Annotated in this window: 21 protein-coding genes and 1 tRNA gene; 13 read left to right on the top strand and 9 right to left on the bottom strand. The window is 58.1% G+C overall.

Annotation, left to right across the window (positions count from 1 at the left end; all coding sequences use genetic code 11):
* Positions 1 to 47 precede the first annotated feature (47 nt).
* The gene (locus JIF53_RS05695) at positions 48 to 1760 is read right to left on the bottom strand and encodes a potassium/proton antiporter (RefSeq protein ID WP_153739737.1); all 1713 of its coding nucleotides are present in this window, start codon (positions 1758 to 1760) and stop codon (positions 48 to 50) included.
* 72 nt (positions 1761 to 1832) lie between these two features.
* Here JIF53_RS05695 and JIF53_RS05690 point away from each other — a divergent pair.
* Positions 1833 to 1906, top strand: a tRNA-Gly gene (locus JIF53_RS05690).
* Between the two features lie 122 nt (positions 1907 to 2028).
* Here JIF53_RS05690 and JIF53_RS05685 read toward each other — a convergent pair.
* Entirely contained in the window at positions 2029 to 2937 is a 909-nt protein-coding gene (locus JIF53_RS05685; protein ID WP_199452035.1) for a LysR family transcriptional regulator, read from the bottom strand.
* Positions 2938 to 3102: 165 nt separating this feature from the next.
* Here JIF53_RS05685 and JIF53_RS05680 point away from each other — a divergent pair, with 165 nt between their 5' ends.
* Together JIF53_RS05680 and JIF53_RS05675 are read left to right on the top strand one after the other, a co-directional pair.
* The gene (locus tag JIF53_RS05680) at positions 3103 to 3546 is read left to right on the top strand and encodes a DoxX family protein (RefSeq protein ID WP_114434383.1); all 444 of its coding nucleotides are present in this window, start codon (positions 3103 to 3105) and stop codon (positions 3544 to 3546) included.
* Positions 3547 to 3561: 15 nt separating this feature from the next.
* Entirely contained in the window at positions 3562 to 4362 is an 801-nt protein-coding gene (locus JIF53_RS05675; protein WP_153739740.1) for a DODA-type extradiol aromatic ring-opening family dioxygenase, read from the top strand.
* A 1-nt stretch (position 4363) separates the two neighbouring features.
* Here JIF53_RS05675 and JIF53_RS05670 read toward each other — a convergent pair whose 3' ends face one another.
* Complete coding sequence (locus tag JIF53_RS05670; RefSeq protein WP_114434381.1) at positions 4364 to 5674, bottom strand: NAD(P)/FAD-dependent oxidoreductase; 1311 nt, start codon at positions 5672 to 5674, stop codon at positions 4364 to 4366.
* A 248-nt stretch (positions 5675 to 5922) separates the two neighbouring features.
* Between JIF53_RS05670 and JIF53_RS05665 the strand changes: the two genes are divergently transcribed.
* Positions 5923 to 6549, top strand: coding sequence for a YbhB/YbcL family Raf kinase inhibitor-like protein (locus JIF53_RS05665; protein WP_121208084.1), 627 nt, complete (start codon positions 5923 to 5925; stop codon positions 6547 to 6549).
* A gap of 133 nt (positions 6550 to 6682) precedes the next feature.
* A complete protein-coding gene (locus JIF53_RS05660) occupies positions 6683 to 7534 on the top strand; it encodes a UDP-2,3-diacylglucosamine diphosphatase (RefSeq protein ID WP_011783722.1) in 852 nt (283 codons plus the stop codon).
* Position 7535: 1 nt separating this feature from the next.
* On the opposite strand, the gene JIF53_RS05655 is transcribed toward JIF53_RS05660, so the two are convergent.
* The 3 genes from JIF53_RS05655 to JIF53_RS05645 all read right to left on the bottom strand — a co-directional run bounded on the left by JIF53_RS05655 (position 7536) and on the right by JIF53_RS05645 (position 9110).
* Positions 7536 to 8144, bottom strand: coding sequence for a TetR/AcrR family transcriptional regulator (locus tag JIF53_RS05655; RefSeq protein WP_199452034.1), 609 nt, complete (start codon positions 8142 to 8144; stop codon positions 7536 to 7538).
* Positions 8145 to 8238: 94 nt separating this feature from the next.
* The gene (locus JIF53_RS05650; protein ID WP_199452033.1) at positions 8239 to 8499 is read right to left on the bottom strand and encodes a zf-HC2 domain-containing protein; all 261 of its coding nucleotides are present in this window, start codon (positions 8497 to 8499) and stop codon (positions 8239 to 8241) included.
* Complete coding sequence (locus JIF53_RS05645) at positions 8493 to 9110, bottom strand: RNA polymerase sigma factor (protein WP_199452032.1); 618 nt, start codon at positions 9108 to 9110, stop codon at positions 8493 to 8495. Before JIF53_RS05645 ends, JIF53_RS05650 begins: the two co-directional genes overlap by 7 nt.
* Before the next feature lie 249 nt (positions 9111 to 9359).
* Between JIF53_RS05645 and JIF53_RS05640 the strand changes: the two genes are divergently transcribed.
* The 8 genes from JIF53_RS05640 (at position 9360) to JIF53_RS05605 (ending at position 19776) form a co-directional block, all read left to right on the top strand.
* The gene (locus JIF53_RS05640) at positions 9360 to 11570 is read left to right on the top strand and encodes an FAD-dependent oxidoreductase (RefSeq protein WP_199452031.1); all 2211 of its coding nucleotides are present in this window, start codon (positions 9360 to 9362) and stop codon (positions 11568 to 11570) included.
* The gene (locus tag JIF53_RS05635; RefSeq protein WP_199452030.1) at positions 11536 to 12507 is read left to right on the top strand and encodes a radical SAM protein; all 972 of its coding nucleotides are present in this window, start codon (positions 11536 to 11538) and stop codon (positions 12505 to 12507) included. The genes JIF53_RS05640 and JIF53_RS05635 overlap by 35 nt, the downstream gene beginning before the upstream one ends.
* 31 nt (positions 12508 to 12538) lie before the next feature.
* Complete coding sequence (locus JIF53_RS05630; protein ID WP_199452029.1) at positions 12539 to 13942, top strand: sodium:solute symporter family transporter; 1404 nt, start codon at positions 12539 to 12541, stop codon at positions 13940 to 13942.
* A gap of 21 nt (positions 13943 to 13963) precedes the next feature.
* Positions 13964 to 14920, top strand: coding sequence for a metallophosphoesterase family protein (locus tag JIF53_RS05625; protein ID WP_199452028.1), 957 nt, complete (start codon positions 13964 to 13966; stop codon positions 14918 to 14920).
* A 149-nt stretch (positions 14921 to 15069) separates the two neighbouring features.
* A complete protein-coding gene (ectA, locus tag JIF53_RS05620) occupies positions 15070 to 15585 on the top strand; it encodes a diaminobutyrate acetyltransferase (protein WP_011783727.1) in 516 nt (171 codons plus the stop codon).
* Between the two features lie 181 nt (positions 15586 to 15766).
* On the top strand, positions 15767 to 17035 hold the full coding sequence (ectB, locus tag JIF53_RS05615; protein ID WP_014420132.1) for a diaminobutyrate--2-oxoglutarate transaminase: 1269 nt from the start codon (positions 15767 to 15769) through the stop codon (positions 17033 to 17035).
* A gap of 50 nt (positions 17036 to 17085) precedes the next feature.
* A complete protein-coding gene (locus JIF53_RS05610; protein ID WP_011783729.1) occupies positions 17086 to 18543 on the top strand; it encodes an aspartate kinase in 1458 nt (485 codons plus the stop codon).
* A 240-nt stretch (positions 18544 to 18783) separates the two neighbouring features.
* The gene (locus JIF53_RS05605) at positions 18784 to 19776 is read left to right on the top strand and encodes a sigma-70 family RNA polymerase sigma factor (RefSeq protein WP_011783730.1); all 993 of its coding nucleotides are present in this window, start codon (positions 18784 to 18786) and stop codon (positions 19774 to 19776) included.
* Position 19777: 1 nt separating this feature from the next.
* On the opposite strand, the gene JIF53_RS05600 is transcribed toward JIF53_RS05605, so the two are convergent.
* Genes JIF53_RS05600 through JIF53_RS05590 form a run of 3 tightly spaced genes read right to left on the bottom strand, consistent with a single transcriptional unit; the run spans position 19778 to position 21177 of the window.
* Positions 19778 to 20233, bottom strand: a complete 456-nt coding sequence (locus JIF53_RS05600; RefSeq protein WP_011783731.1) for a DUF3429 domain-containing protein — start codon at positions 20231 to 20233, stop codon at positions 19778 to 19780.
* Positions 20230 to 20535 carry a DUF6482 family protein gene (locus JIF53_RS05595; RefSeq protein WP_121208092.1) on the bottom strand — a complete coding sequence of 102 codons (306 nt, stop codon included), beginning with the start codon at positions 20533 to 20535 and terminating at the stop codon, positions 20230 to 20232. The genes JIF53_RS05600 and JIF53_RS05595 overlap by 4 nt, the downstream gene beginning before the upstream one ends.
* A gap of 57 nt (positions 20536 to 20592) precedes the next feature.
* Complete coding sequence (locus JIF53_RS05590) at positions 20593 to 21177, bottom strand: DNA-3-methyladenine glycosylase I (protein ID WP_011783733.1); 585 nt, start codon at positions 21175 to 21177, stop codon at positions 20593 to 20595.
* Between the last annotated feature and the right edge of the window lie 3 nt (positions 21178 to 21180).

Genomic DNA, 21180 nt, shown 5'->3' with positions numbered 1-21180 from the left:
TAAGGGGTTCTGTTACAGAGTTTGGCTTTTCTTGACCGGGATCCCATTCAGGAATCCATTTTCATGCCTACTTTGGTCACCCGGTCAGCGTCGGTGGCCCTGGCGACCAGGGTAACGGGCCCCAGCACAACCTTGTCACCAACCACCGGGTGGCCCTTGGTACGCCTGGCAAAACACTCAGCCAGGGAGAGTTCGGGCGGCAGCTCGTCAAATTCGATGCCGTACACCTGTTCAACATCCCCCAGCAGGGCATCGCCATTGAGCACAAAATCCCCAAAGAATGCCCGTTCTGCCAGATGCTTCGGCGCCTGCCTGCCGCTAAGGGCCTTGCCAAGATCCGGCAGCAAGGCTGGCGTGGCAAACATGGCCACCACATCGCCTGAGGCAACTTCCAGTTCCCGGGTCGGTTGCAGGCATTTGCGATCCCGGAAGATACCGGCAACGGCGGTATTGTCGGGTAGCCTGAGCTGGCCGAGGGCCCGGGGGCTTTCCCAATTCTTGCCGCGCAGCGGAAACAGCATCAGTTCGTGATCACCTGCGGCAGGCACATCCAGAGGTAGCCTGCGGTACGGATCTTCCCCTGCAGGCACCTCCAGTTTCAGTTTGCGCGCCAATGGTGCCATGGTGGTGCCCTGTACCAGCAGCGATACCAGCACAATAAAGAAGGCGGCATGGAACACCAGTTGGGCATCCGGAAGGTCTGCAATAATCGGAAACAGGGCGAGCACGATCGGCACTGCGCCACGCAGGCCCACCCAACTGATAAACCCCAACTCCCGCCGATTGAACGCGAAAGGCCAAAGCGTGAGTAGCACGGTGGCCGGCCGGATCACGAAAATCAGCGCCAGTGCCAGAATCAGACCGCCACCGGCCAGCGGCACCAGATCCGATGGATTAACCAGCAGGCCCAGCATCAGGAACAGGCAAAGCTGTGCCAGCCAGGCCAGGCCATCATGCACCTGAAGAATCATCGGCATCATCCGAACATGCCGGTTACCAATCACCACCCCGGTGAGGTAAATCGCCAGAAAGCCACTGCCGCCGATGGCGTTGGTTGAGGAGAACACGGCGATGCCGGCAGCGGCTACCAGCAGCGGGTAAAGCGACGGGGTCAGTCGTATTCGGTTGACCAGCTGAACCACGGCAAAGCCACCAAGGAGGCCGGCCACCGTGCCGATGCCGAACTGCTGTACCAGCATCATCAGGCCTTTGGCCAATGCCCCCTCTTCGTAACTGCCAATCAGGGTAACCAGCAGCAGAGTCAGGAAAATGGCCATGGGGTCGTTACTGCCGGATTCGATTTCCAGCGTGGCGCTGACCCGCTCGTTCAGATGCAGGCCCCGGCCCTGGAGTAGTGAGAAGACGGCGGCGGCATCGGTGGAGGAAATAATGGCGCCGACCAACAAAGCCATCAGCCAGTGCAGGTCGAACACCCACCAGGCAACCAGTGCGGCGCCACCGGCGGTCAGGCCAACGCCAAGGGTGGCCAGTACCAGTGCCGGCCGCAGACCTACCCGGAACGTTTCCACCCGGGTACGCATGCCGCCATCCAGCAGAATCACACCCAGCGCCAGATTGGCGATCAGGAAGGCCAGCTCGAAGTTGTCGAATTCGATACCACCCGGGCCGTCCTCCCCCATCATCATGCCCACGACCAGGAAGATCAGCAGCACGGGCATGCCAACGCGGCTGGAAAGCGGGCTGAGAACGATGCTGATCACCAGCATCAAGGCGCCAATCAGGGTAAGTGTGGGATCCATCAGACTCCAGACCAAAGGGGCTTGCCCGAACGCAGGGCCCGGGCTTATATTGCTGTGGCAATCATTATGCAGGCGGGCGTAGCTCAATGGTAGAGCAGAGGCTTCCCAAGCCTACGACGTGGGTTCGATTCCCATCGCCCGCTCCAGGTTGATCCCCGCAAATATCTCAGAATCTCCTTAAATATCCGCTTTCCAACAACTTGAAAATGTCCAATGACGTTGTGCTCGGTGTATATCCGCGCGTCTTTTGATTGACGGTGCATTGCAGCTACTCAAACCTGTCCCAATAGGGCGGATCACCAAAATAGCCGTCGATGAAGTCGATGAAGCTGCGGACCTTGCTTGCCAGTAACTGGCGGTGAGCGTAGACGGCGTATAGCCCCAGCGGCTCCGGTTCATGTTCCGGCAGGACGATCGTTAACTTGCCTTCCTGAATGGCGGGGCCCGCGATAAAGGTCGGTTGCAGGGCAATCCCGGCCCCGGCAATGGCTGCCTCGACAAGCACGTCGCCGTTGTTGCTGACCATTCCCTGCAGGTTGTCACTGCGGTTGTCCTGGAGCCACTTCTGCGGGGGATGGTTGGAATCCGGGTCCATGTAGCTGTAGCGCAGGTACTGATGGTCCCGGAGGTCTTCCGGTTTGCCGGGGCTGCCGTATCGTGCCAGATAAGCTGGAGAGGCACACAGCACCAGCCGCACCGGCGCCACCCGCTTGGCGATCAGGGAAGAGCTTTGCAGGCGGCCGATGCGCAGCGCGATATCGAAGCCTTCCTCGACTATGTCGACTTTCCGGTCATTGAGTTGCAGGTCAATACCCACGGCGGGGTGCATTCGCTGGAACTCGGTCAGCAGGGCCGGCATGTGGCGAATGGCGAAAGAAACCGGGGCACTGATGCGCAGCAGGCCCTGGGCCTCGGTTTGCAGGTCGCCGAGCTGATTTTCCAGATCATCAATATCGCTGAGCACCTGCTGGGCCCGCGGGTAATATTGCCTGCCTGCTTCGGTCAGGTGGAGCCTGCGCGTGGTGCGGTTCAGCAACCGAACGCCCAGGTGCGTCTCCAGCTGAGACACGTATTTGCTGACCAGTTGTGGCGAGGTGTCCAGGCGGTCAGCGGCTCGGGTGAAGCTGCCTTCGTTGACCACTGTCGCGAAGGTGCGCATGGCTTCAATACGATCCATGGCGGTGTCCTGATCTGAGTTGTGCTGATGATTATCAATAAAATGACGATAATATAGCAACAAGAGTCATCTTAGTCTTTGAGATTGGTGATAGTAAAGTGAGCCCATAGCCTGAAGCCAGGGCTTCGGGATAAACCAATCAGAGAAAGACTTAAGGTGACGAATATGAACGCTCAATTCACCAAGGCATTACTCCAATCCAATGGTGGCTTTGCCGCACTGGTACTGAGGGTTCCGGTGGGGCTGATCCTGGCCGCTCATGGTGCCCAGAAACTGTTCGGCTGGTTTGGCGGATATGGGCTGGAAGGTACCGGACAATGGCTGGCCAGTATTGGCCTGGAGCCTGGCTACCTGATGGCCTTGCTGGCAGGTGGTGCCGAATTCTTTGGCGGTCTGGCACTGGTGCTCGGGCTACTGACACGTCCGGCGGCGGTGGTTGCGGCTTTCACCATGTTGGTGGCCATTTTCGCGGTGCATATCGGTAATGGCTTATTTATGGCCAATAATGGTTACGAGTATGCACTCACGCTGTTTGCCGCCACCGTCGCTCTGGCGATTCAGGGCGCAGGCCGGTTCGCTGTCGATAACCTGTTGCAGAAAGAAAGCTGAACCGGGGAGAACGCCATGAGCAAAGCGACCGATGTACTGTTTGTTTCCCACGGTGGCGGCCCCATGCCGCTGCTGGGAGATCCCGGGCACCAGGACATGGTGGACCGGTTAACAGAGCTAGCGGCTGACCTGCGCAAACCCTCTGCGATACTGGTGATCAGCGCCCACTGGGAGGAGGCGATCCCGACCATTACCTCAGGTACTACGCCGTCGCTGATTTACGATTATTACGGTTTTCCTTCGGAAGCCTACAAGATCGAATACCCCTGCCCGGGTGAGCCAGTGCTGGCGCAGCAGGTCGCCCAGGCGTTGGATCAGGCTGGTATCCAGGCCCGCCTGGATGACCAGCGGGGCCTGGATCACGGCGCGTTCGTGCCGCTTAAACTGATGTATCCGGAGGCAAAGATTCCCTGCATTCAGCTCTCACTGGTCAACACTCTGGACGCCAGTACGCACCTTGCGATTGGCCGGGCATTGCAGGCACTGGATTACGATCACCTGCTGGTGCTTGGCTCAGGCTTCTCGTTCCACAACATGCGGGCCTTCTTTGCTGCACAGACACCGGAAATCCAGGCCCGTAACCTGGCCTTTGAGGACTGGCTGGAACAGACCTGCAGCGACAGCTCCCTGTCGGAGCCGGAGCGGGCGAAGCGCCTGGCAGATTGGGAGCAAGCGCCCCATGCCCGGTTCTGTCACCCCCGGGAAGAGCACCTCCTGCCCTTGCACGTGTGCTATGGCCTCGCCAACAAAGCCAGCGACCGGCACATTGCCGCAACCATCCTCGGGAAACAGTCGGGGATGTTTTACTGGGGCTGAATCAGTGCAGCTTCAACCTTGGCTGCATGGCCCGACTGATCTTGTCCATCAGCCAGATCACGCCGGTTCGCAGGAAACCGTGCAAGGCCACCTGGTGCATTCGGTACAGCGACACGTAGAACAGCCTGGCCACTTTCCCTTCGATATACATACTGCGTCCGGACAGGTTACCCATCAGGTTGCCGACGGTGGTGTATTTGCTGAAGTTGATCAGTGAGCCATGGTCGTTGTACACGAAGGGAACGGCTTCTTTGCCTTCCAGCCGGTTGCAGAGGGTTTTGAACAGGGCATCGGCCTGCTGGTGTGCGGCCTGGGCACGTGGTGGCACCGGCCGGTCGGATTCCGGCTGCGGGCAGGCGGCGCAGTCACCAAACGCGAAGATATCCGCATCTTTGGTGGTTTTCAGGGTCTGTTCCACCAGCAGCTGATTGCCGCGATTGGTCTCCAGGCCATCCAGTTCCGCCAGGAACGGCGGTGCTTTGATGCCAGCGGCCCAGATGGTCATTTCCGAGGGCAGTTCAGTGCCGTCCTTCATGATCAGACTGTTCTCGCGCACCTCGCTTACAGGTTGTCCGGTCAATACCTTGACCTTCTGGCGTTCCAGTTCCCGGGTGGCTGCGGCGGAAAGGCGCCCGGGCAGCGCAGGCAATATGCGGTCGGCCGCCTCGATCACGCTGATGGAAACATCGGAAGATTTGAGGTGGTTCATGCCGTAGATGGGCAATTCGCGGGATGCCAGTCTCAGTTCGGCGGCCAGTTCCACGCCCGTGGCTCCGGCACCAATGATGCTGATGTTCAGGGCATGGGGCTGGCCCTGAAGGGCTTCGTGGTTTTTGCGCAGGAAGGCATTGAGCATCAGGTTATGAAAGCGGCGAGCCTGCTTCAGACTGTCCAGGAACAGGCAGTGATCCTGTGCGCCGGGGGTGCCGAAGTCGTTCGCGGTGCTGCCAACGGCAATCACCAGGGTGTCGTAATGAAGGCGGCGTTCCGGCACGACTTCTTGGCCTTCTTCATCCCGGAACGGGGCAATCACGATCGCTTTATTGGCCCGGTCCAGACCGCTCATGCGGCCGAGCTGAAATTCGTAATGGTGCTTGCGGGCGTGGGCGCGGTAATTGATTTCGTTGGCGCTGGCATCTAGCGAGCCGGAGGCCACTTCATGCAGCAGGGGTTTCCACACATGGGTAAGACCGGCGTCGACGAGGGAAATACGGGCTTTGCCTTTTTTGCCAAGCTTGTTGCCCAGACTGGTGACCAGTTCCAGACCGCCGGCTCCGCCGCCGACCACGACTATGTGATGAAGGTTTTCCATAACGTTTCAGACCTTTAAGTGATGAGAGCCAAACGCTCTCGGATGAAAGCGCTTGGCTGTCGTCACTGGCCTGAGTGTCTATGATTAGGGAGCTAATACAGGGGCGTATACTACCGCCGATGTTGGAGCGAGACAATTGAGCCCAAGTACCTATTGGCTCCATCGTTAGTATTGTCGGGCTGGACACAGAGCCGTTGGCGCTGCTACAAACTTCTCATCCACTTGAAGAACAGACAGGAGAAAGCGACGTGAAACTGCAGGTTCGAGGTGTTGAGGAAGGCCAGCCGGTACCGGAAAAGTTTGCCTTCGGTGTGTTCAGTGAGCAGGACCACATGAGTTTTGGTCCCAACCGGAATCCAGAGCTGGTCTGGGACGGTGCACCGGAGGGCACCAAAAGCTTTGTGGTGATGATGTTTGACCCGGATGTGCCCAGCGTCGCCGACGACGTCAATCAGGAAGGCAAGACCGTACCGGCCGACCTGCCACGTGTCGATTTCTTCCATTGGCTGCTGGTGGATATTCCCGCTGGCACAAAGCGGATCCCGGAAGGTGAAGACAGCGATGGTGTCAGTCCCAAGGGCAAGGATTATGGACCTGGCCCGATTGGTGTCCGTGGTGTGAACAATTACACCCAGTTTCTGGCCGGCAATCCGGACATGGCCGGTACCTATGCCGGTTATGACGGCCCCTGCCCGCCCTGGAATGATGAAATCATCCATCACTACCACTTTGAAGTGCATGCTCTGGATGTAGACACCCTGGGCCTGGAGGGTGAATTTGACGGCAACGACGTGCGTCAGGCCATGGCCGGACATGTGCTGGCCAGTGCCCGGGTAACCGGCACCTACACGCTTAATCCCGCCCTTCGCCAGTAGTTGAAGCCAGCGGAGCCGGCCACATCGGCTCCGCTTTCATCAAATTGTCTTGGTGCTGTCACCCCGGTGTCACCGGGTGTTGCCAAGGTGATGTCAGGATCCTGAAAGCAGGCCTGTTCTCACCGGAGGCTCCATGCGACAGTATCGAAGCGTATTCATATCCGACGTCCATCTGGGTACCGCCGATTGCCAGGCGGACTATCTGCTGGATTTCCTGAATAACATTCAGTGCCAGACCCTTTACCTGGTGGGCGACATCGTCGACCTGATTGCCATGCAGCGACGGGCTCATTTTCCCGACAGCCACCGGCAGGTTATCCACAAGCTGCTGGAGCTGGCCGCAACGGGAACCCGGGTGGTGTACATCCCGGGCAATCACGATGAATTTTTCCGGCGTTTCTGTGGCCAGACGTTTTCCGGCATCGAATTGCAGTACAAGGCCGTGCATACCACCGCCGACGACCGTCAGTTTCTGGTCTGCCATGGCGACCAGTTTGACCAGGTGGTGCGCTGCAGTCCTTTGATGCTGCTGGTCGGAGACCGCGCCCATGGGTTGTTGCTGCGTCTGAACCGATGGTTCAACGCCTTGCGGCGATTACAGGGCAAGCCCTACTGGTCGCTGGCGGCCTGGATTAAAAGCCGGATTGGCAAGGCGAGAACTTTTATCCGCCGTTTCGAGTTGGCGGCGCTGACCGCGGCGGAAAAAGGCCACTATCACGGTTTTATCTGCGGCCATATCCACTCGGCGGGCTTCCTGCGCAGCGAAGAGGGGCTCTATTGCAATGATGGCGACTGGGTGGAACACTGCACCGCGCTAGTGGAGCGTGAAAACGGTCGGCTGGAACTGCTGCACTGGTCCGAATCGCCTGTGACCCTGAGTCAGGAACCGGAGACGCCGAACCCGGAGCTGGCCGGCGACGCCCGGCCCGTGATTGATGCGTTACCGGCGGCGTTTCTGGAGCAAATCAACGGTCCCGCCCGGTGATTTAGTTGCGGACCCGATAGGGCTCCAGGATAGCCGCCATATCCTGACCTAACTGTTCGAGGTCGGTCCGAGATAACTCCCGTTCGGCGATGGAACGAAGCCCCATGATCTGACTCTGATACAGTCTGGCCAGGCGCTGGCAATCTGTGTCGGGCGCCAGCTCGCCCTGCTTTCTGGCGGCTTCCAGTAACTCGGTAAAGGCATTTTCAATGGCGGTCAGTAAGGCCTTTGCCTCTTGATGGAGCGCGGTGTTGGTGTTGCTGGATTCAAGCAGCGTTTTCACAATCAGGCAGGCCCGCGCCGGGGTGCTGCTGTCTGGCTCTGAACAGCTCCTGGCGATCTTGACCAGAAAAGCCTGCAGGCCATCCAGCACATTGTGGTAGCCGGCCATGTGGCAGGCAAGATCTTCGCCTGCCTGGTGCGCATACCTTGCCAGCGCTTCCGAAAACAGCCCGTCTTTACTGCCGAATGTTGCGTAGATGCTGCCCGGGCGCATGTCCAGAGCCCGCTCAATCTGCTTCATGGAGCTGCCATGGTAGCCCTTGTGCCAGAACAGGCCGACCGCGCTGGCAAGGGCAGTTTCCCGATCATAGCTTGGAGGTCTGGGCATCTGTTTCCCCGCTGGGTCTTTCAATGAATATTCAGGCAATCATAACGTGAGTGTTCACTCAAAAATAGCTGCGATTGAATTGCAGGGTGGGCTGTCAGTCGCCATCTACATCTTTGCCTCTTCGGGCGTTCAAGGCTTCGGCTACCCGTTCATCAATCTTGCGCAGAAACGCCTCCTCGGTTCGTGCCGAGGCGTGGGCACCCAGCAACTCATTGCTGGCGCGCAGGTTACCGATAAAGGTTCGGCAGTGTTTGCACATCATCAAATGTGTTTTCACCGACAGATTCCGCCGGGTACCCAGTTCGCCGTCGATGTAGTCACTGGCGATCCTGGCCAGCTCGCTGCATTTCAGCATTCGCCGGTCTCCTGAAAGGTTTCTACCATCAGAAAGATCTTCTGCCTGGCACGATGTAACAACACCCGAAGATTGGACGCGCTGACACCGAGAATGTTACAGAGGTCGTCTGATTTGTGCTGGTGCGCCTCGTAGAGAATCAGGGCGGAGCGTTGGGTTTCCGGCAACGCAGAGAGATGTTTGTCCAGGCACTGGTTAAGGGCGCCATTTTCCATCAGCGTATCGGCAGATTCATGAAACTTCAGCCTGGGGGGTAATTGCCAGTGGCCTCTGGCGTTGAAGCGTTCCGCCAGATCAGGCTCAAGGCCGTCTGAGTCGTCGAGAGGGACTTCCCGTTTGCTTGCCCGCAGCCGATTCTTGCAACGGTTGGCGACAATGCGGTGCAACCAGGTTTTCAGCCCCGAACGGCCTTCAAAGTTCTGAATGGCATCGATGACGGCGACCCAGCAGTCTTGCACGACGTCTTCGGCGGCCGCCTCATCAAGGTAAAATCTGGCGACCGCGAGCATACCGGGCGTGAAGGCACGGACGGCCTCTCGATAGGCGACATCGTCTCCGTCGCGCAGCCCGCCGATCAGCGCCTGCTCCTCTGGACGGGCTGTGTGAGTCATGGTTATTCTCTTTCGTGAGCGGTTGTTCAAGAATAGCGGCAAGGCGCCCGATGTGTCGAGAAGTTTCCCTGACTGTATGCACTAACAACTTGTGACGGAATTGTTAAACAATCGTGTGTATTTGATGGCATCTGGCAGGGCACGATGACGTAAAACCCAATAGGCATGTTTAAAACGTGGGCGAGGTGTAACAGGTGTAGAGTTGATGTGTCTCAAAGGTAAACGACAAGTGTTTAAAGGGTTTCTTTCATGACATTGAAAAAGTGGATTCTTGTTTTCGCCATTGCGATTGTTGTGATCGGCTTTATCGCAGCTGGCGGAAATGAACTTCTGACACTGGAAAACCTGAAGAGACATCAGCAGAGTCTTGGCGACTGGATTGATTCGAATCTACTGATTGCGCTTTCCGCTTTTGTGGTGGTTTATGTACTGGTTACCGCATTGTCTTTGCCGGGGGCAACGGTCATGACTCTGGCAGGAGGGGCTTTCTTCGGAAACCTGTACGGATTTGCTGCGGTGTCTTTAGCCTCGACCGTTGGAGCCTCTTTGGCGTTCCTGGCTGCTCGTTTCCTGGTGCGGGATTCGTTGCGTAAACGTTACGGAGACACAGTGGCGAAAATGGACCGTGGCATCGAAAAAGATGGTGCCTTCTACTTGGCCACCCTGAGGCTTGTACCGGTGTTCCCTTTTTTCCTGATCAACCTGGCCATGGGCCTGACCGCCATGAAGCTGCGCACCTATGCCGTGGTGAGCTGGGTTGCCATGTTGCCTGGCACGTTTGTGTACGTAAACGCAGGCACTCAATTGGGTCAGATTCAGTCCACCTGTGACATTGTCTCGGTTGACCTGCTGCTTTCCTTTGCATTGTTGGGTCTCTTTCCCTTGATTGCCAAGTTTGTGGTGGGCTTTATCCGCCGCCGCAAAGTGTATGCCGGCTGGCAGAAACCCGCGCATTTCGACTACAACCTGCTGGTCATTGGCGGAGGCTCTGCTGGTCTCGTCTCCGCTTACATTGCCGCTGCAGTGAAAGCTAAAGTGGCGCTGATTGAAAAAAACAAGATGGGCGGCGATTGCCTCAATACCGGCTGCGTGCCCTCCAAAGCACTGATTCGCAGCGCCAGGGCCGCGGATACGCTGCGCCATGCCAATCGGTACGGGCTGGAATCGGTGCCGGTCAAAGGCTCATTCAACAACATCATGAACCGCGTCAGGGAGGTGATTGCGAAAGTTAAGCCCCACGATTCTCCCGAGCGTTACCGAAAACTGGGTGTGGACTGCATTGCTGGTGAAGCCAGCTTTGTGTCGCCCTGGGAACTGGAAGTAAGGCACAACGATGGCCGCACCGAGCGCCTCACCGCCCGCAGCATCGTCGTTGCCACCGGTGGCAAGCCGGCGGTACCTCCAATTCCTGGTCTGGCAGACATGGAGCCGCTGACCTCGGACAACCTGTGGCAGCTGGAGGAGCTACCCGAGCGGCTGCTGGTGCTCGGTGGTGGCCCGATTGGCTCGGAACTGGCTCATGCGTTTGCGCGGTTGGGTAGTCAGGTGACGCAGGTGGAAATGGGTGAGCGCCTGCTGGCGAAAGAGGATGCCGATGTCTCTGAACTGGTGCTGAAGCAGTTTCGGGCAGACGGCGTGGACGTTCGGTTGAAACATTCTGCCGCCGAGTTTCGTATAGAGGAAGGAGAGAAGGTTGCCTACTGTAAGCATGAAGGTGAGCGGGTACGCATTCCTTTCGATCATGTTCTCGTGGCGGTCGGCCGCGCAGCCAACACCTCCGGCCTGAATCTGGAGCGTATTGGTGTGGAAACCCTGCCAAACGGAACGGTACCGGTGGAAGAGGACATGAGCCTGAGGTACCCGAATGTGTTTGCCTGTGGCGATGTGGCCGGCCCGTACCAGTTCACTCACGCTGCGGCCCACCAGGCCTGGTACGCGGCCGTTAACGGACTGTTCGGGCAGTTCAGGCGCTTCAAGGTGGATTATCGGGTAATGCCCTGGGTCACCTTTACCTCGCCGGAAGTGGCCAGGGTTGGGTTGAGTGAGAATGAGGCTAAGGAAAAGGGTGTGGCCTACGAGGTCACTCGTTACGGCCTGGATGACCTGGACCGGGCCATTGCCGAAAGCGAGGACAATGGCTTTATCAAGGTGCTGACAGCGCCGGGCAAAGACAAGATTCTTGGCGCTGTGGTGGTGGGCACGCACGCCGGGGAAATCCTGGCCGAGTTCACCCTGGCCATGAAACACGGTCTGGGCCTGAACAAGATCCTGGGCACCATTCACCCCTACCCGACCTGGAACGAGTCTGCCAAGTACGCGGCCGGTGAATGGAAGCGCTCTCATGCCCCTGAAGGCATTCTGAAGCTGCTGGAGAAGCTCCATGGCTGGCGCCGTGGGAAAAAGACGAATACACCAAGGAGCCACTATGCCCCTGACCAAAACCCGACCGGCCCGCGCTAAACGCATTCCGGCCGTGGAAGTTCTGGAACCCCGGGCCCGTGATAGCTGGACCCGCACCCGCAACGGTGATCCCCGGGGATACATCGATGCCGACAGGCTAAAAGAGCTGTGGATACACACCGGTACCGCCTGCAACCTGGCCTGCCCGTTTTGCCTGGAGGGTTCCCATCCCGGTGATGGCCGCATCCCGGGCATGAAGCTCATTGACGTGAAACCGTTTATCCACGAAGCCATTGACATGGGCGTGGAGCAGTTTTCCTTCACCGGTGGTGAGCCCTTCGTGATCCGGGATTTCGTCAATATCCTGGACTACGCGAGCCAGTACCGCCCCTGCTTTGTGCTCACCAACGCCACTGAGCCGCTGCACAGGCGCCAGCACCAGGTGCTGCCCTTATTGGATAACCCCTATCCGATCCACTTCCGGGTGAGCCTGGATTTTCCCGACCGCGCCCGGCATGACAAGGACCGCGGCGAGGGCAGCTTTGATGAGGCCTTGCAGGGCATCCGCTGGCTGATCGAACAGGGTTTCAAGGTATCCATTGCCCGCCAGACCGATCCGAAGGAAATTCCGGCTGATATCGAAGCCGCGTTCCGTGGAATCTTCCGGGAATGGGGCATTCCGGAGGGCCTGGCGTTCACCGCGTTTCCGGACCTGGGCACGCCTGGTTCGGAAGATGGCAGCCCGGAGATTACCGAGACCTGCATGGAGAAGTATCCGACGAAGGAATCCCGGTCGCACTTTATGTGCACCTATACGCGGATGCTGGTGAAGAAGGGCGAACAGGTGCGGGTGTATGCCTGCACGCTGGTGGACGATGATCCGCAGTATGACCTTGGCGGCACGCTGGCGGAGAGTATGGATGAGCGGATCATGCTGCGGCATCACCGGTGTTTCTCGTGCTACCGCTTTGGGGCGAGTTGTTCGGCGCCTGCGTAGATCCGTTAAACCGTAAACCAGGAACAAGACAATGAATTTTACCGAAGCATCCCTGTTCTGGGGATTCCTGCTGGTCTACGGCGTGGTTATGTATGCGCTGTCGCCCAAGAGCAAGAACGCAAACTCTTTTTATAAGGGCGCCGATGATCAGGGCAACCCGGTGGGTCAGTGGTCGCTGACGGCGAGTATTTTTATCAGCTGGATCTTTGCCAAGTCGGTGACTAATGCGGCGAATCTGGGGGCGGCTTATGGTGTGGTGGGCGGTCTGGCTTATGCCAGTTACTGGCTGTCCATCCCGGTGGCAGGCTATGTGATTTACCTGATCCGGACCCAGACCGGGGCCCGGAGTCTGCAGGATTTTCTGACCTCGCGTTTCGGGAGGCTGGCCAGTCTGGCGTTTGCCGCGGCGGTTCTTATCCGGCTCTATAACGAGGTCTGGAGTAACACCGCGGTGGTGGGCGGTTACTTCGGGTTGCCCGGTGAGTGGGAGTATTACGCGGCGGCGATGCTGTTTACGGTGTTTACCCTGGCTTACAGTCTGAAGGGCGGTCTCCGGTCCTCGATCTTCACCGATGTGATTCAGGCCTTCGTGTTTGTGTTCTTTGTGGGGGCGGTATTGTTCCTGATCATCCCTGCCAACGACACCAGCGCCCTGTTGACTAATGGTGAGTTCCGGCTCAATGCTGGTTTCGACTTGCTGTTGGTGGCTCTGTTGCAACTGTTCAGTTATCCATTCCACGATCCGGTGCTGACTGACCGGGGCTTTGTGAACAAGGAAAAGACCATGCTCAAGAGCTTTGTGGTCGCCGGATTGTTGGGCTTTGTGGCGGTGTTTATTTTCAGTCTGGTGGGCGTTCACGCCCGGGTTAACGGCATTGAGGCCATGGGGAACGCTCCCGCAGCAGTGGGCCAGTCCCTGGGGCTGGCGGCGTTGTTCTTCATGAGCGTGGTGATGATGACCTCGGCCGGTTCCACTCTCGATTCCACCTTTACCTCACTGGCCAAGTCCCTTGCGGTGGATCTGCCTCGCCTGGCGCGGCGTGCGTCGGACAAGCTGCCGAGCATGAGAGTGGGGGCCGTGGTGATGGTGATTTTTGCCTTCCTGGGTAACCTGCCCATGTTCGCCGGTACTGACATCCTCAAGGCGACGACCATCTCGGGCACTATGGTCATGGGGCTGGCGCCGGTTTTCCTGTTCTATGGTTTTACCCAGTGGTCGCCCTGGAGCTTCCATCTCAGCTTCTGGACCGGGCTTGGTCTTGGTGTTCTGTTGGCGGTGGGCCTCATCCCATCAAGCTGGGCGATTGGTGACGGTGCCTATGCGATGTTGCTGGGCGTGAATGCTTACGGTTTCCTGATCTGTACGGTGTGTTTCTTCCTGCCCTTGCTGTTAAAGCGTTTGGCTGGAAAGCCGGTGGCCGCCGAAGGTGCCTGACCAGAACGGAGGGGCCAGATCATGGCTGATAAGGAAGGGCGCAGCTGCCCGCTGGCATACCGCTACAAGCCAGAGTCTCTTTGCAGAGAGCCGGCGCATGTTTCTGAGGATGTGCTGTACATCGTCGGTGGTCTTTACGGCAATGCCTTCGCCCTTGATGAAATCGAGGCCATGGTGCGCGCAGAGGAGCGCCATGGCCACCGGGTGAAGCTGGTCTTCAATGGCGATTTCAACTGGTTTAACGCTGACGACACTCTGTTCCGGGAGATCAACAGCCGGATCCTGGACCACACAGCGATTCTCGGCAACGTGGATTATGAGCTCTCGATTCCCAACGCTGGCGCCGGCTGTGGCTGCGCGTACCCGGAGTATGTGGATCAGGGAGTGGTGGAGCGGTCCAATCAGATGATGGGGCGGCTGCAGGTGGTGGCGGACCGACACCCCGATATTCAAAAGAAACTCTCATTATTGCCACGATACCGCTGCCTGATATTTGGAGGCCTAAAGGTTTTGGTCTTGCATGGTGATCCGGAGTCTCTGGCCGGGTGGGGGCTGGCTCACGAATCCATTGCCTCGGGCGGCGAGGAAAAGCTGGCGTACTGGTTTCGCGCCACCGGTGCCAACCTGATTGCTTGCACCCATACCTGTCTGCCGGTGATCTGGTCCGGTAAAGTGGATGAAAAACAACGGATCGTGGCCAATAACGGTGCGGCCGGCATGGGTAATCTGCGTGCCGACTCCCGGGGGCTCGTTACCCGCATTGGCTTTACAAGCCCTTTTATGGAGCCGTTGGCGGCAATTGCGCGGCCCGGTCTGCATGTTTCCCTGATGCCGGTGGCTTACGATATCGATGCCTGGCTGGCTCAGTTTGACAGGCTTTGGCCCGAAGGGTCGCCTGCCGCTGTGTCCTATCGAAGACGCCTGATTGACGGCACCCATCTTGTGCCGGAGGGCATCATTTTTCCGTCTTTCCGGTAACCAATTTGTCACTGGCAAATGCTTCAATCCGGTCTATTCTGAAACGATCGGGCCCGAGCCGTGTTGAGTGGCTGGCCGGGGTCGACTTGAAATATATTTTGTGGTCTATATAATTCAACACTAACCTTTGGCAGCGAATTGATCACGTTATGACATCAGAAGGATCGAATACCACCGCCATCACCCTGCGTAAACCGACAAAGGATGATGGCTACAGGCTTCACCAGCTGGTTGCGGAATGCCCCCCGCTGGACCCCAACTCGATTTACTGCAACCTGTTGCAGTGCAGCCACTTTGCCGAGACCGGCGTGGCCGCGGAGAAGGAAGGCGATCTGGTCGGCTTTATCTCCGGATACATCCCTCCCCAACAGCCCGAGACCGTGTTTGTCTGGCAGGTGGCGGTTCACGAGAAAGGTCGTGGACAGGGCCTCGCCAAGCGGATGCTGAAGGAAATCGTTGGCCGGGACGCGTGCAGCAATGTCACGCACCTGGAAACCACGATTACCGAAGACAACGAGGCCTCGTGGGCGCTGTTCCGCTCTTTCGCCCGTGATCTGGGAGCCGAGCTCACCTACCACGAGCATTTCGAGAAAGAGACCCATTTTGGCGGCAAGCACGATTCTGAATTTCTGCTGCGCATCGGGCCTTTCACGAACCCTGTCTGAGAGCCTGTGTTCTCGCCTTCAGGCGTGAACCACTGACGAGATTGTAGTAGCCGGCAGGCCGCCCGGGGTGGGCCTGCCATTCGGCTTAAAGCAACGCTCGGCGGGTCTGTTGCGACCGACACGTTTTACCGACAGGCTCCCGCGCATTTACCTCGAACCTGACATGCTAAGAGGCAAGACAATGGAAATTTTCAAGTCTACTGAATCTGAAGTTCGCGTTTATTCCCGTGCTTTTCCGGTGATTTTCAACCGCGCCAAGAACGCCCATCTGTACACCGAAGATGGCAAGGAATACCTGGACTTTCTGGCCGGTGCCGGTTCCCTGAACTACGGCCACAATAACGACATCCTGAAGAAAGCGCTGCTTGAGTACATTGAAGCGGACGGTGTGAGCCAGGGCCTGGACCTGTTCACCACCGCCAAGCACGACTTCATGGAATCGTACAAAAAGCACATCCTCGATCCCCGTGGTCTGGACTACAAGATGCAGTTCACCGGTCCCACCGGTACCAACTGTGTGGAAGCGGCCATGAAGCTGGCCCGTAAGGTGAAAGGCCGTACCAACATCATTTCCTTCACCAACGGTTTTCACGGTGTCACTACCGGTGCGGTAGCAGCCACTGGTAACGAGCATCACCGTGGTGGCGTAGGTATTCCCCTGGGGCATGTCGACTTCATGTTCTACGACGGCTACCTGGGCGAAGACGTTGATACCCTGGCCATCATGGACAAGGTGCTGTCAGACAGCTCTTCCGGCGTTGAACTGCCGGCTGCCGTCATTGTTGAAGCCGTACAGGGCGAGGGTGGTCTGAACGCCGCCCGTGCCGAGTGGCTCAAAGGTCTGTCCGAGCTGTGCCAGAAGCACGATATTCTGCTGATTGTGGATGATATCCAGGCGGGCAACGGCCGTACCGGCGAGTTCTTCAGCTTTGAGTTCGCCGGCATCAAGCCGGACATTGTGACCGTGTCCAAGTCCCTGAGCGGCTATGGTCTGCCGATGGCACTGGTGCTGTTCAAGCCGGAACTGGACGTGTGGGAATCCGGTGAGCACAACGGTACCTTCCGTGGTAACAACATGGCGTTTGTCACTGCCCGTGCGGCCATTGAAACCTACTGGAAGGACGACACCTTTGCCAACGAAGTGAAGGCCAAGACCAAGGTGCTGGGTGATGCCCTGCAGGCCATCTGCGACAAGTACCCGGGTGAGTTCAAGATGAAAGGCCGGGGCCTGATGCGCGGCATCGAGGCCAAGCATGCAGATCTGACCGGCCCGATCACCAAGCGTGCCTTTGAGCACGGCCTGATCATCGAGACCAGTGGTCCGAACGATGAGGTGATCAAGTGCCTGATGCCGCTGACCACCAGCGAAGACGATCTGCGCCTGGGTGTGAAAATCCTGGCCGAGAGTGTCGATGAGATCATGCAGGAAGGTGTTAGCGAGGCGTCGTAAGACGCCCTCCATCCCACACTTACATTCCGCAGGATAGCAAAGGCAACGACATGACAACGGCACAACATACCGTCGAGAAAATCGGCGGTACTTCCATGAGTAACTATGAGGCCGTGCGCGACAATATCATTATTGGCAAGCGCAAGAAGAGCGACCTCTACCAGCGGATTTTTGTGGTCTCTGCCTACGGCGGCGTGACCAATGAACTGCTGGAGCACAAGAAAACCGGCGAGCCGGGGGTCTATGCCCTGTTTGCCGATGCCGAATCCGACTGGGCCTGGGGCGACGACCTTACCAAGCTGATTCAACTGCTGACGGACATCAACGGTGAGCTGTTTGCCGATCCGATGCTCAAGCAGCAGGCGGACCAGTTCATTACTGATCGCATTGAAGGTGTCCGGGGTTGCCTGATCGACCTGCAGCGCCTGTGTTCCTATGGCCAGTTCCAGCTTGAAGAGCATCTGCTTACCGTGCGGGAGATGCTGGCGGGGATTGGCGAGGCCCACAGTGCTTTCAATACCGCCCTGAAGCTGCAGCAGGAAGGTATTAACGCCCGCTTTGTCGATCTCACCGGCTGGCGCGACAGTGAATTGCTGCCGCTGGATGAAAAGCTCAAGCAGGCCTTCGATGCCATCGACCTGAGCCGGGAACTGCCAATCGTGACCGGTTATGCCCAGTGCAAGGAAGGTCTGATGCGTACCTTCGACCGGGGCTACAGTGAGATGACGTTCAGCCGCACGGCGGTGATCACCAACGCCCGGGAAGCGATCATCCATAAGGAATACCATCTGAGCTCTGCCGATCCGAACATTGTTGGCGAAGACAAGGTGGTTCCGTTAGGGCGTACCAACTACGACGTCGCCGACCAGTTGGCCAACCTGGGGATGGAAGCGATTCACCCCCGTGCGGGTAAAGGTCTGCGCCAGAACGAGATTCCGCTGCGGGTGATGAACACCTTCGAGCCGGAGCACACTGGTACGCTGATCACTGGCGACTACGTCAGTGAAAAACCCCAGGTGGAGATCGTGGCAGGTGCCAAAGGCGTATTTGCCATTGAGGTGTTCGACCAGGACATGCAGGGCGAGCCGGGTTCCGACCGCCGTATCCTGGATGTACTGAGCCGTTTTAAAGTGCGGTTCATGTCCAAGGACACCAATGCCAATACCATTACCCACTACGTGGATACCACGCTCAAGCACGTGAAGCGGGTGGTCAAGGCACTGGAGGAAGAGTTCCCCAATGCCGAAATCAGTACCCGCAAAGTGGCCCTGGTGTCTGCCATTGGCAGTGATATGAAGGTGCCGGGCATTCTTGCCCGTTCGGTAAAATCACTGGCTGATAATGACATCAGCGTGCTGGCGATCCACCAGTGCATGCGCCAGGTGGATATCCAGTTCGTGGTTGATGAAGACAAATACGACCAGGCGATTGTGGCCCTGCACGGGGCGCTGATTGAACCCCATAACCACGAATATGCCATCGTGGCGGCATCAACCACCGCCGGCTAGGAATTACCCACAGGCGGAACCGGTCGCTTCGTCTGTGGGTAATGGAGGAGTCTTGCCTCCAGATCGGGCGCCCGGTCGGCCGTCTCACAACCTGTGAGGTTTCATGGCCGGGCGTGACCGATCCCTCCCCCGCTCATCCTCATTCCTGTATTCCTGTATTTCGGTTTTCCCCTCGTTGCTGGGGAATCCATGCCTGCCTGATCTGCGTATTCTCAATAAATATCAAACGGGTACCGAGCCATGCAGATACAGAGCCGGCCGGGACCGCTTCCGACGCTGCCCAACGATGGTGAAAGGGATTCCCTGGTCGGGTTGTATTTCAGGGATGCGTCCCGGCATGACCTCCTCAGCGAAACCGATGAACGGCGTCTGGCCAGAAAGCTGATCCGGTCGCTACGGGTGATTCACACCGAGCTGGCATTACCCGAGGACACCCCACAAACCTTGCGGGATGTGGTGGGTAGCCTCGGGGATGCCTGTGCCTTTTCGGCCCGCTGTCGCCGGGCTTACCACCTTGCCCTGGCCTGCCGTCACCGCCTGATTCAGAGCAATCTGAGGCTGGCGGTACATATCGCCCGCCGCTACGGCCATCATGGCATTGCCATGTCGGACCTGATCCAGGACGCCAACGTGGGGCTTATCAAGGCCGTAGAGCGCTATGACCCCGGCAAGGGCTTCCGGTTTTCCACCTACGCTTACTGGTGGATCAGCGAGGAAGTGCGCCGCTGCCTGCAGCGGGGTGTGCGTGTGGTGCATACGCCGGAAAACGTGGTGGAGGAGATCCGCCAGTTGCAGAAGGTATCCATGCGTTTGCATCAATCCCTCGGCCGGGAGCCCACCCAGTCCGAGCTGGCTCGGGAAATGGAGGCCACACCTTCCAGGATTGGCGAACTGAGAGCCCTGGCGGCCCGGGAAGTTTCAACGGATGTACCACTGGTCGAAGATGGATCGGTGACCCTGGCTGACAGTCTTGATGCGGGTGCCGATACCCGCCCGGACCAGCCGTTTCGGGCGCGGGACCGGATGATTCGGCTGGAGCGCATGATGGGGGCATTGTCGGACCGGGAGCGGGATATCCTGACCCGGCGTTACGGGCTTGGCTTGATTGAACCGGAGACCCTGCAAACGATTTCGGAACAGCTGGGTCTCAGCCGGGAGCGTGTGCGACAGATCGAGAAAGGCGCTTTGAGAAAGCTGCAGACCCTGTTTGGAACCGATCCTGACGGTGCCTGAATCAGGCACCGTGCAGCAGGAAGAACCAGCCGGCCACGGTTAGTTGGCAAGCCAGTACCACGGTGGTCAGCACCAATCGCATCTTCAGATACCAGGCCGGCCAGTAGCTTCGCATCCAGCGGGCGTCTACCAGATACAGCAACAGGAACGCGACGATGTAGAGCGGGATTTTCTGCGGCGTCTGTAGCAACAGTCCGATACCGGCGGCAACGAAGAACAACTGGCTCAGCAGCATGGTCACCAGGGGCGATTGCGGGTAGGAGCGGTTTTCCAGCTGCATGGCAATGGTCCAGTAGATTCCGCCCATAAAAGCGAGAATACCGGCACTGTAAATATAGAACCACGCCAGAATGGCAACACTGTTGGCTGGCATCAGGAACAGGCCAGCGGTGCCTAGAATGAATGGAATCAGGCCGGCAATGCCGACCAGAACCGCGAGGCGAGCAACTGAAATCACGACTTCTGCCTCTGTACCTGTATCCGCATGGGCTCAATGTCTGCCGGCGCCATCCCGACCATTTCATGGTACGCCGAGGGATGCACTACCTGGGTTTCGCGAATGGTGTAGCTGGAGAGGGTGTCCTGAATCTGCCAGGCGCTGCGGAATAGCCGGGTCTGCCCTTTATGGTCCGACAGTACCTTCATGCCTTCAGGACCATGCAGGCGAGCCATGTACTGTTGGCCCTCCAGGGAGAGGATCTCCAGAAGGTCGATCACCGGTTGTTCCAGGTTTTTGAGTTCGTCGAGGGTAATGCGCACCGTGAAGCTCCCGAAATGATGTGTCAGGGGAACTTACGATCAACCGGCCCGGTAAGATCATTGTGCCAGTTGCCGGCACTCCGTGTGGGCATGGCAGGACACCAGATGATCATTGACCATGCCGGTGGCCTGCATGAAGGCGTAGACGATGGTGGGGCCCACAAAATTAAAGCCTGCTTTCTTCAGGGCCTTGGACATGGCTTCAGATTCCGGCGTGGTGACGGGGACCTCGGCCAGTGTCTGCCACCGGTTCTGGATGGGCCGGCCGTTGACGAATTGCCAGAGAAACTCCGAGAACGAGATGCCCTGATCCCGCAGAGCGAGGAACCCCCGGGCATTGCGGATGATGGAATGAACTTTCAGGCGATTCCGGATAATGCCCGGGTCTGCCAGCAGGCGGGCGATATCGTCCTCATCAAAGCGGACAATCTGCTCCGGGTCAAAGCCGGCGTAGGCCTGCCGGTAGCTTTCCTGCTTGCGAAGGATGGTAATCCAGCTCAAACCGGCTTGCTGTCCGTCCAGGCAGAGCTTTTCGAACAGCGCCTGATCGTCATATTCCGGGCGCCCCCAGACGGTGTCGTGGTAGTGCACGTACAGTGGGTCGGTGCCGCACCAGGGGCAGCGGCCGGTCGTCTGGGGCATGGT

Origin of the sequence: Marinobacter sp. bablab_jr008 (assembly GCF_016464145.1) — a bacterium.
Classification (GTDB): domain Bacteria; phylum Pseudomonadota; class Gammaproteobacteria; order Pseudomonadales; family Oleiphilaceae; genus Marinobacter; species Marinobacter nauticus.
The sequence above is the reverse complement of the archived record's forward strand: the minus strand, read 5'-3'. Positions and strand labels throughout refer to the sequence as shown.

What these genes read in the sequence shown, in the direction of transcription:
- ectA (WP_011783727.1), top strand. Translation starts at nt 15,070, where the DNA reads ATGACATCAGAAGGATCGAATACCACCGCCATCACCCTGCGTAAACCG.
- JIF53_RS05655 (WP_199452034.1), bottom strand. Translation starts at nt 8,144, where the DNA reads ATGCCCAGACCTCCAAGCTATGATCGGGAAACTGCCCTTGCCAGCGCG.
- JIF53_RS05675 (WP_153739740.1), top strand. Translation starts at nt 3,562, where the DNA reads ATGAGCAAAGCGACCGATGTACTGTTTGTTTCCCACGGTGGCGGCCCC.
- JIF53_RS05605 (WP_011783730.1), top strand. Translation starts at nt 18,784, where the DNA reads ATGCAGATACAGAGCCGGCCGGGACCGCTTCCGACGCTGCCCAACGAT.
- JIF53_RS05685 (WP_199452035.1), bottom strand. Translation starts at nt 2,937, where the DNA reads ATGGATCGTATTGAAGCCATGCGCACCTTCGCGACAGTGGTCAACGAA.
- JIF53_RS05645 (WP_199452032.1), bottom strand. Translation starts at nt 9,110, where the DNA reads ATGACTCACACAGCCCGTCCAGAGGAGCAGGCGCTGATCGGCGGGCTG.
- JIF53_RS05640 (WP_199452031.1), top strand. Translation starts at nt 9,360, where the DNA reads ATGACATTGAAAAAGTGGATTCTTGTTTTCGCCATTGCGATTGTTGTG.
- JIF53_RS05695 (WP_153739737.1), bottom strand. Translation starts at nt 1,760, where the DNA reads ATGGATCCCACACTTACCCTGATTGGCGCCTTGATGCTGGTGATCAGC.
- JIF53_RS05670 (WP_114434381.1), bottom strand. Translation starts at nt 5,674, where the DNA reads ATGGAAAACCTTCATCACATAGTCGTGGTCGGCGGCGGAGCCGGCGGT.
- ectB (WP_014420132.1), top strand. Translation starts at nt 15,767, where the DNA reads ATGGAAATTTTCAAGTCTACTGAATCTGAAGTTCGCGTTTATTCCCGT.
- JIF53_RS05610 (WP_011783729.1), top strand. Translation starts at nt 17,086, where the DNA reads ATGACAACGGCACAACATACCGTCGAGAAAATCGGCGGTACTTCCATG.
- JIF53_RS05650 (WP_199452033.1), bottom strand. Translation starts at nt 8,499, where the DNA reads ATGCTGAAATGCAGCGAGCTGGCCAGGATCGCCAGTGACTACATCGAC.
- JIF53_RS05630 (WP_199452029.1), top strand. Translation starts at nt 12,539, where the DNA reads ATGAATTTTACCGAAGCATCCCTGTTCTGGGGATTCCTGCTGGTCTAC.
- JIF53_RS05680 (WP_114434383.1), top strand. Translation starts at nt 3,103, where the DNA reads ATGAACGCTCAATTCACCAAGGCATTACTCCAATCCAATGGTGGCTTT.
- JIF53_RS05635 (WP_199452030.1), top strand. Translation starts at nt 11,536, where the DNA reads ATGCCCCTGACCAAAACCCGACCGGCCCGCGCTAAACGCATTCCGGCC.
- JIF53_RS05660 (WP_011783722.1), top strand. Translation starts at nt 6,683, where the DNA reads ATGCGACAGTATCGAAGCGTATTCATATCCGACGTCCATCTGGGTACC.
- JIF53_RS05625 (WP_199452028.1), top strand. Translation starts at nt 13,964, where the DNA reads ATGGCTGATAAGGAAGGGCGCAGCTGCCCGCTGGCATACCGCTACAAG.
- JIF53_RS05590 (WP_011783733.1), bottom strand. Translation starts at nt 21,177, where the DNA reads ATGCCCCAGACGACCGGCCGCTGCCCCTGGTGCGGCACCGACCCACTG.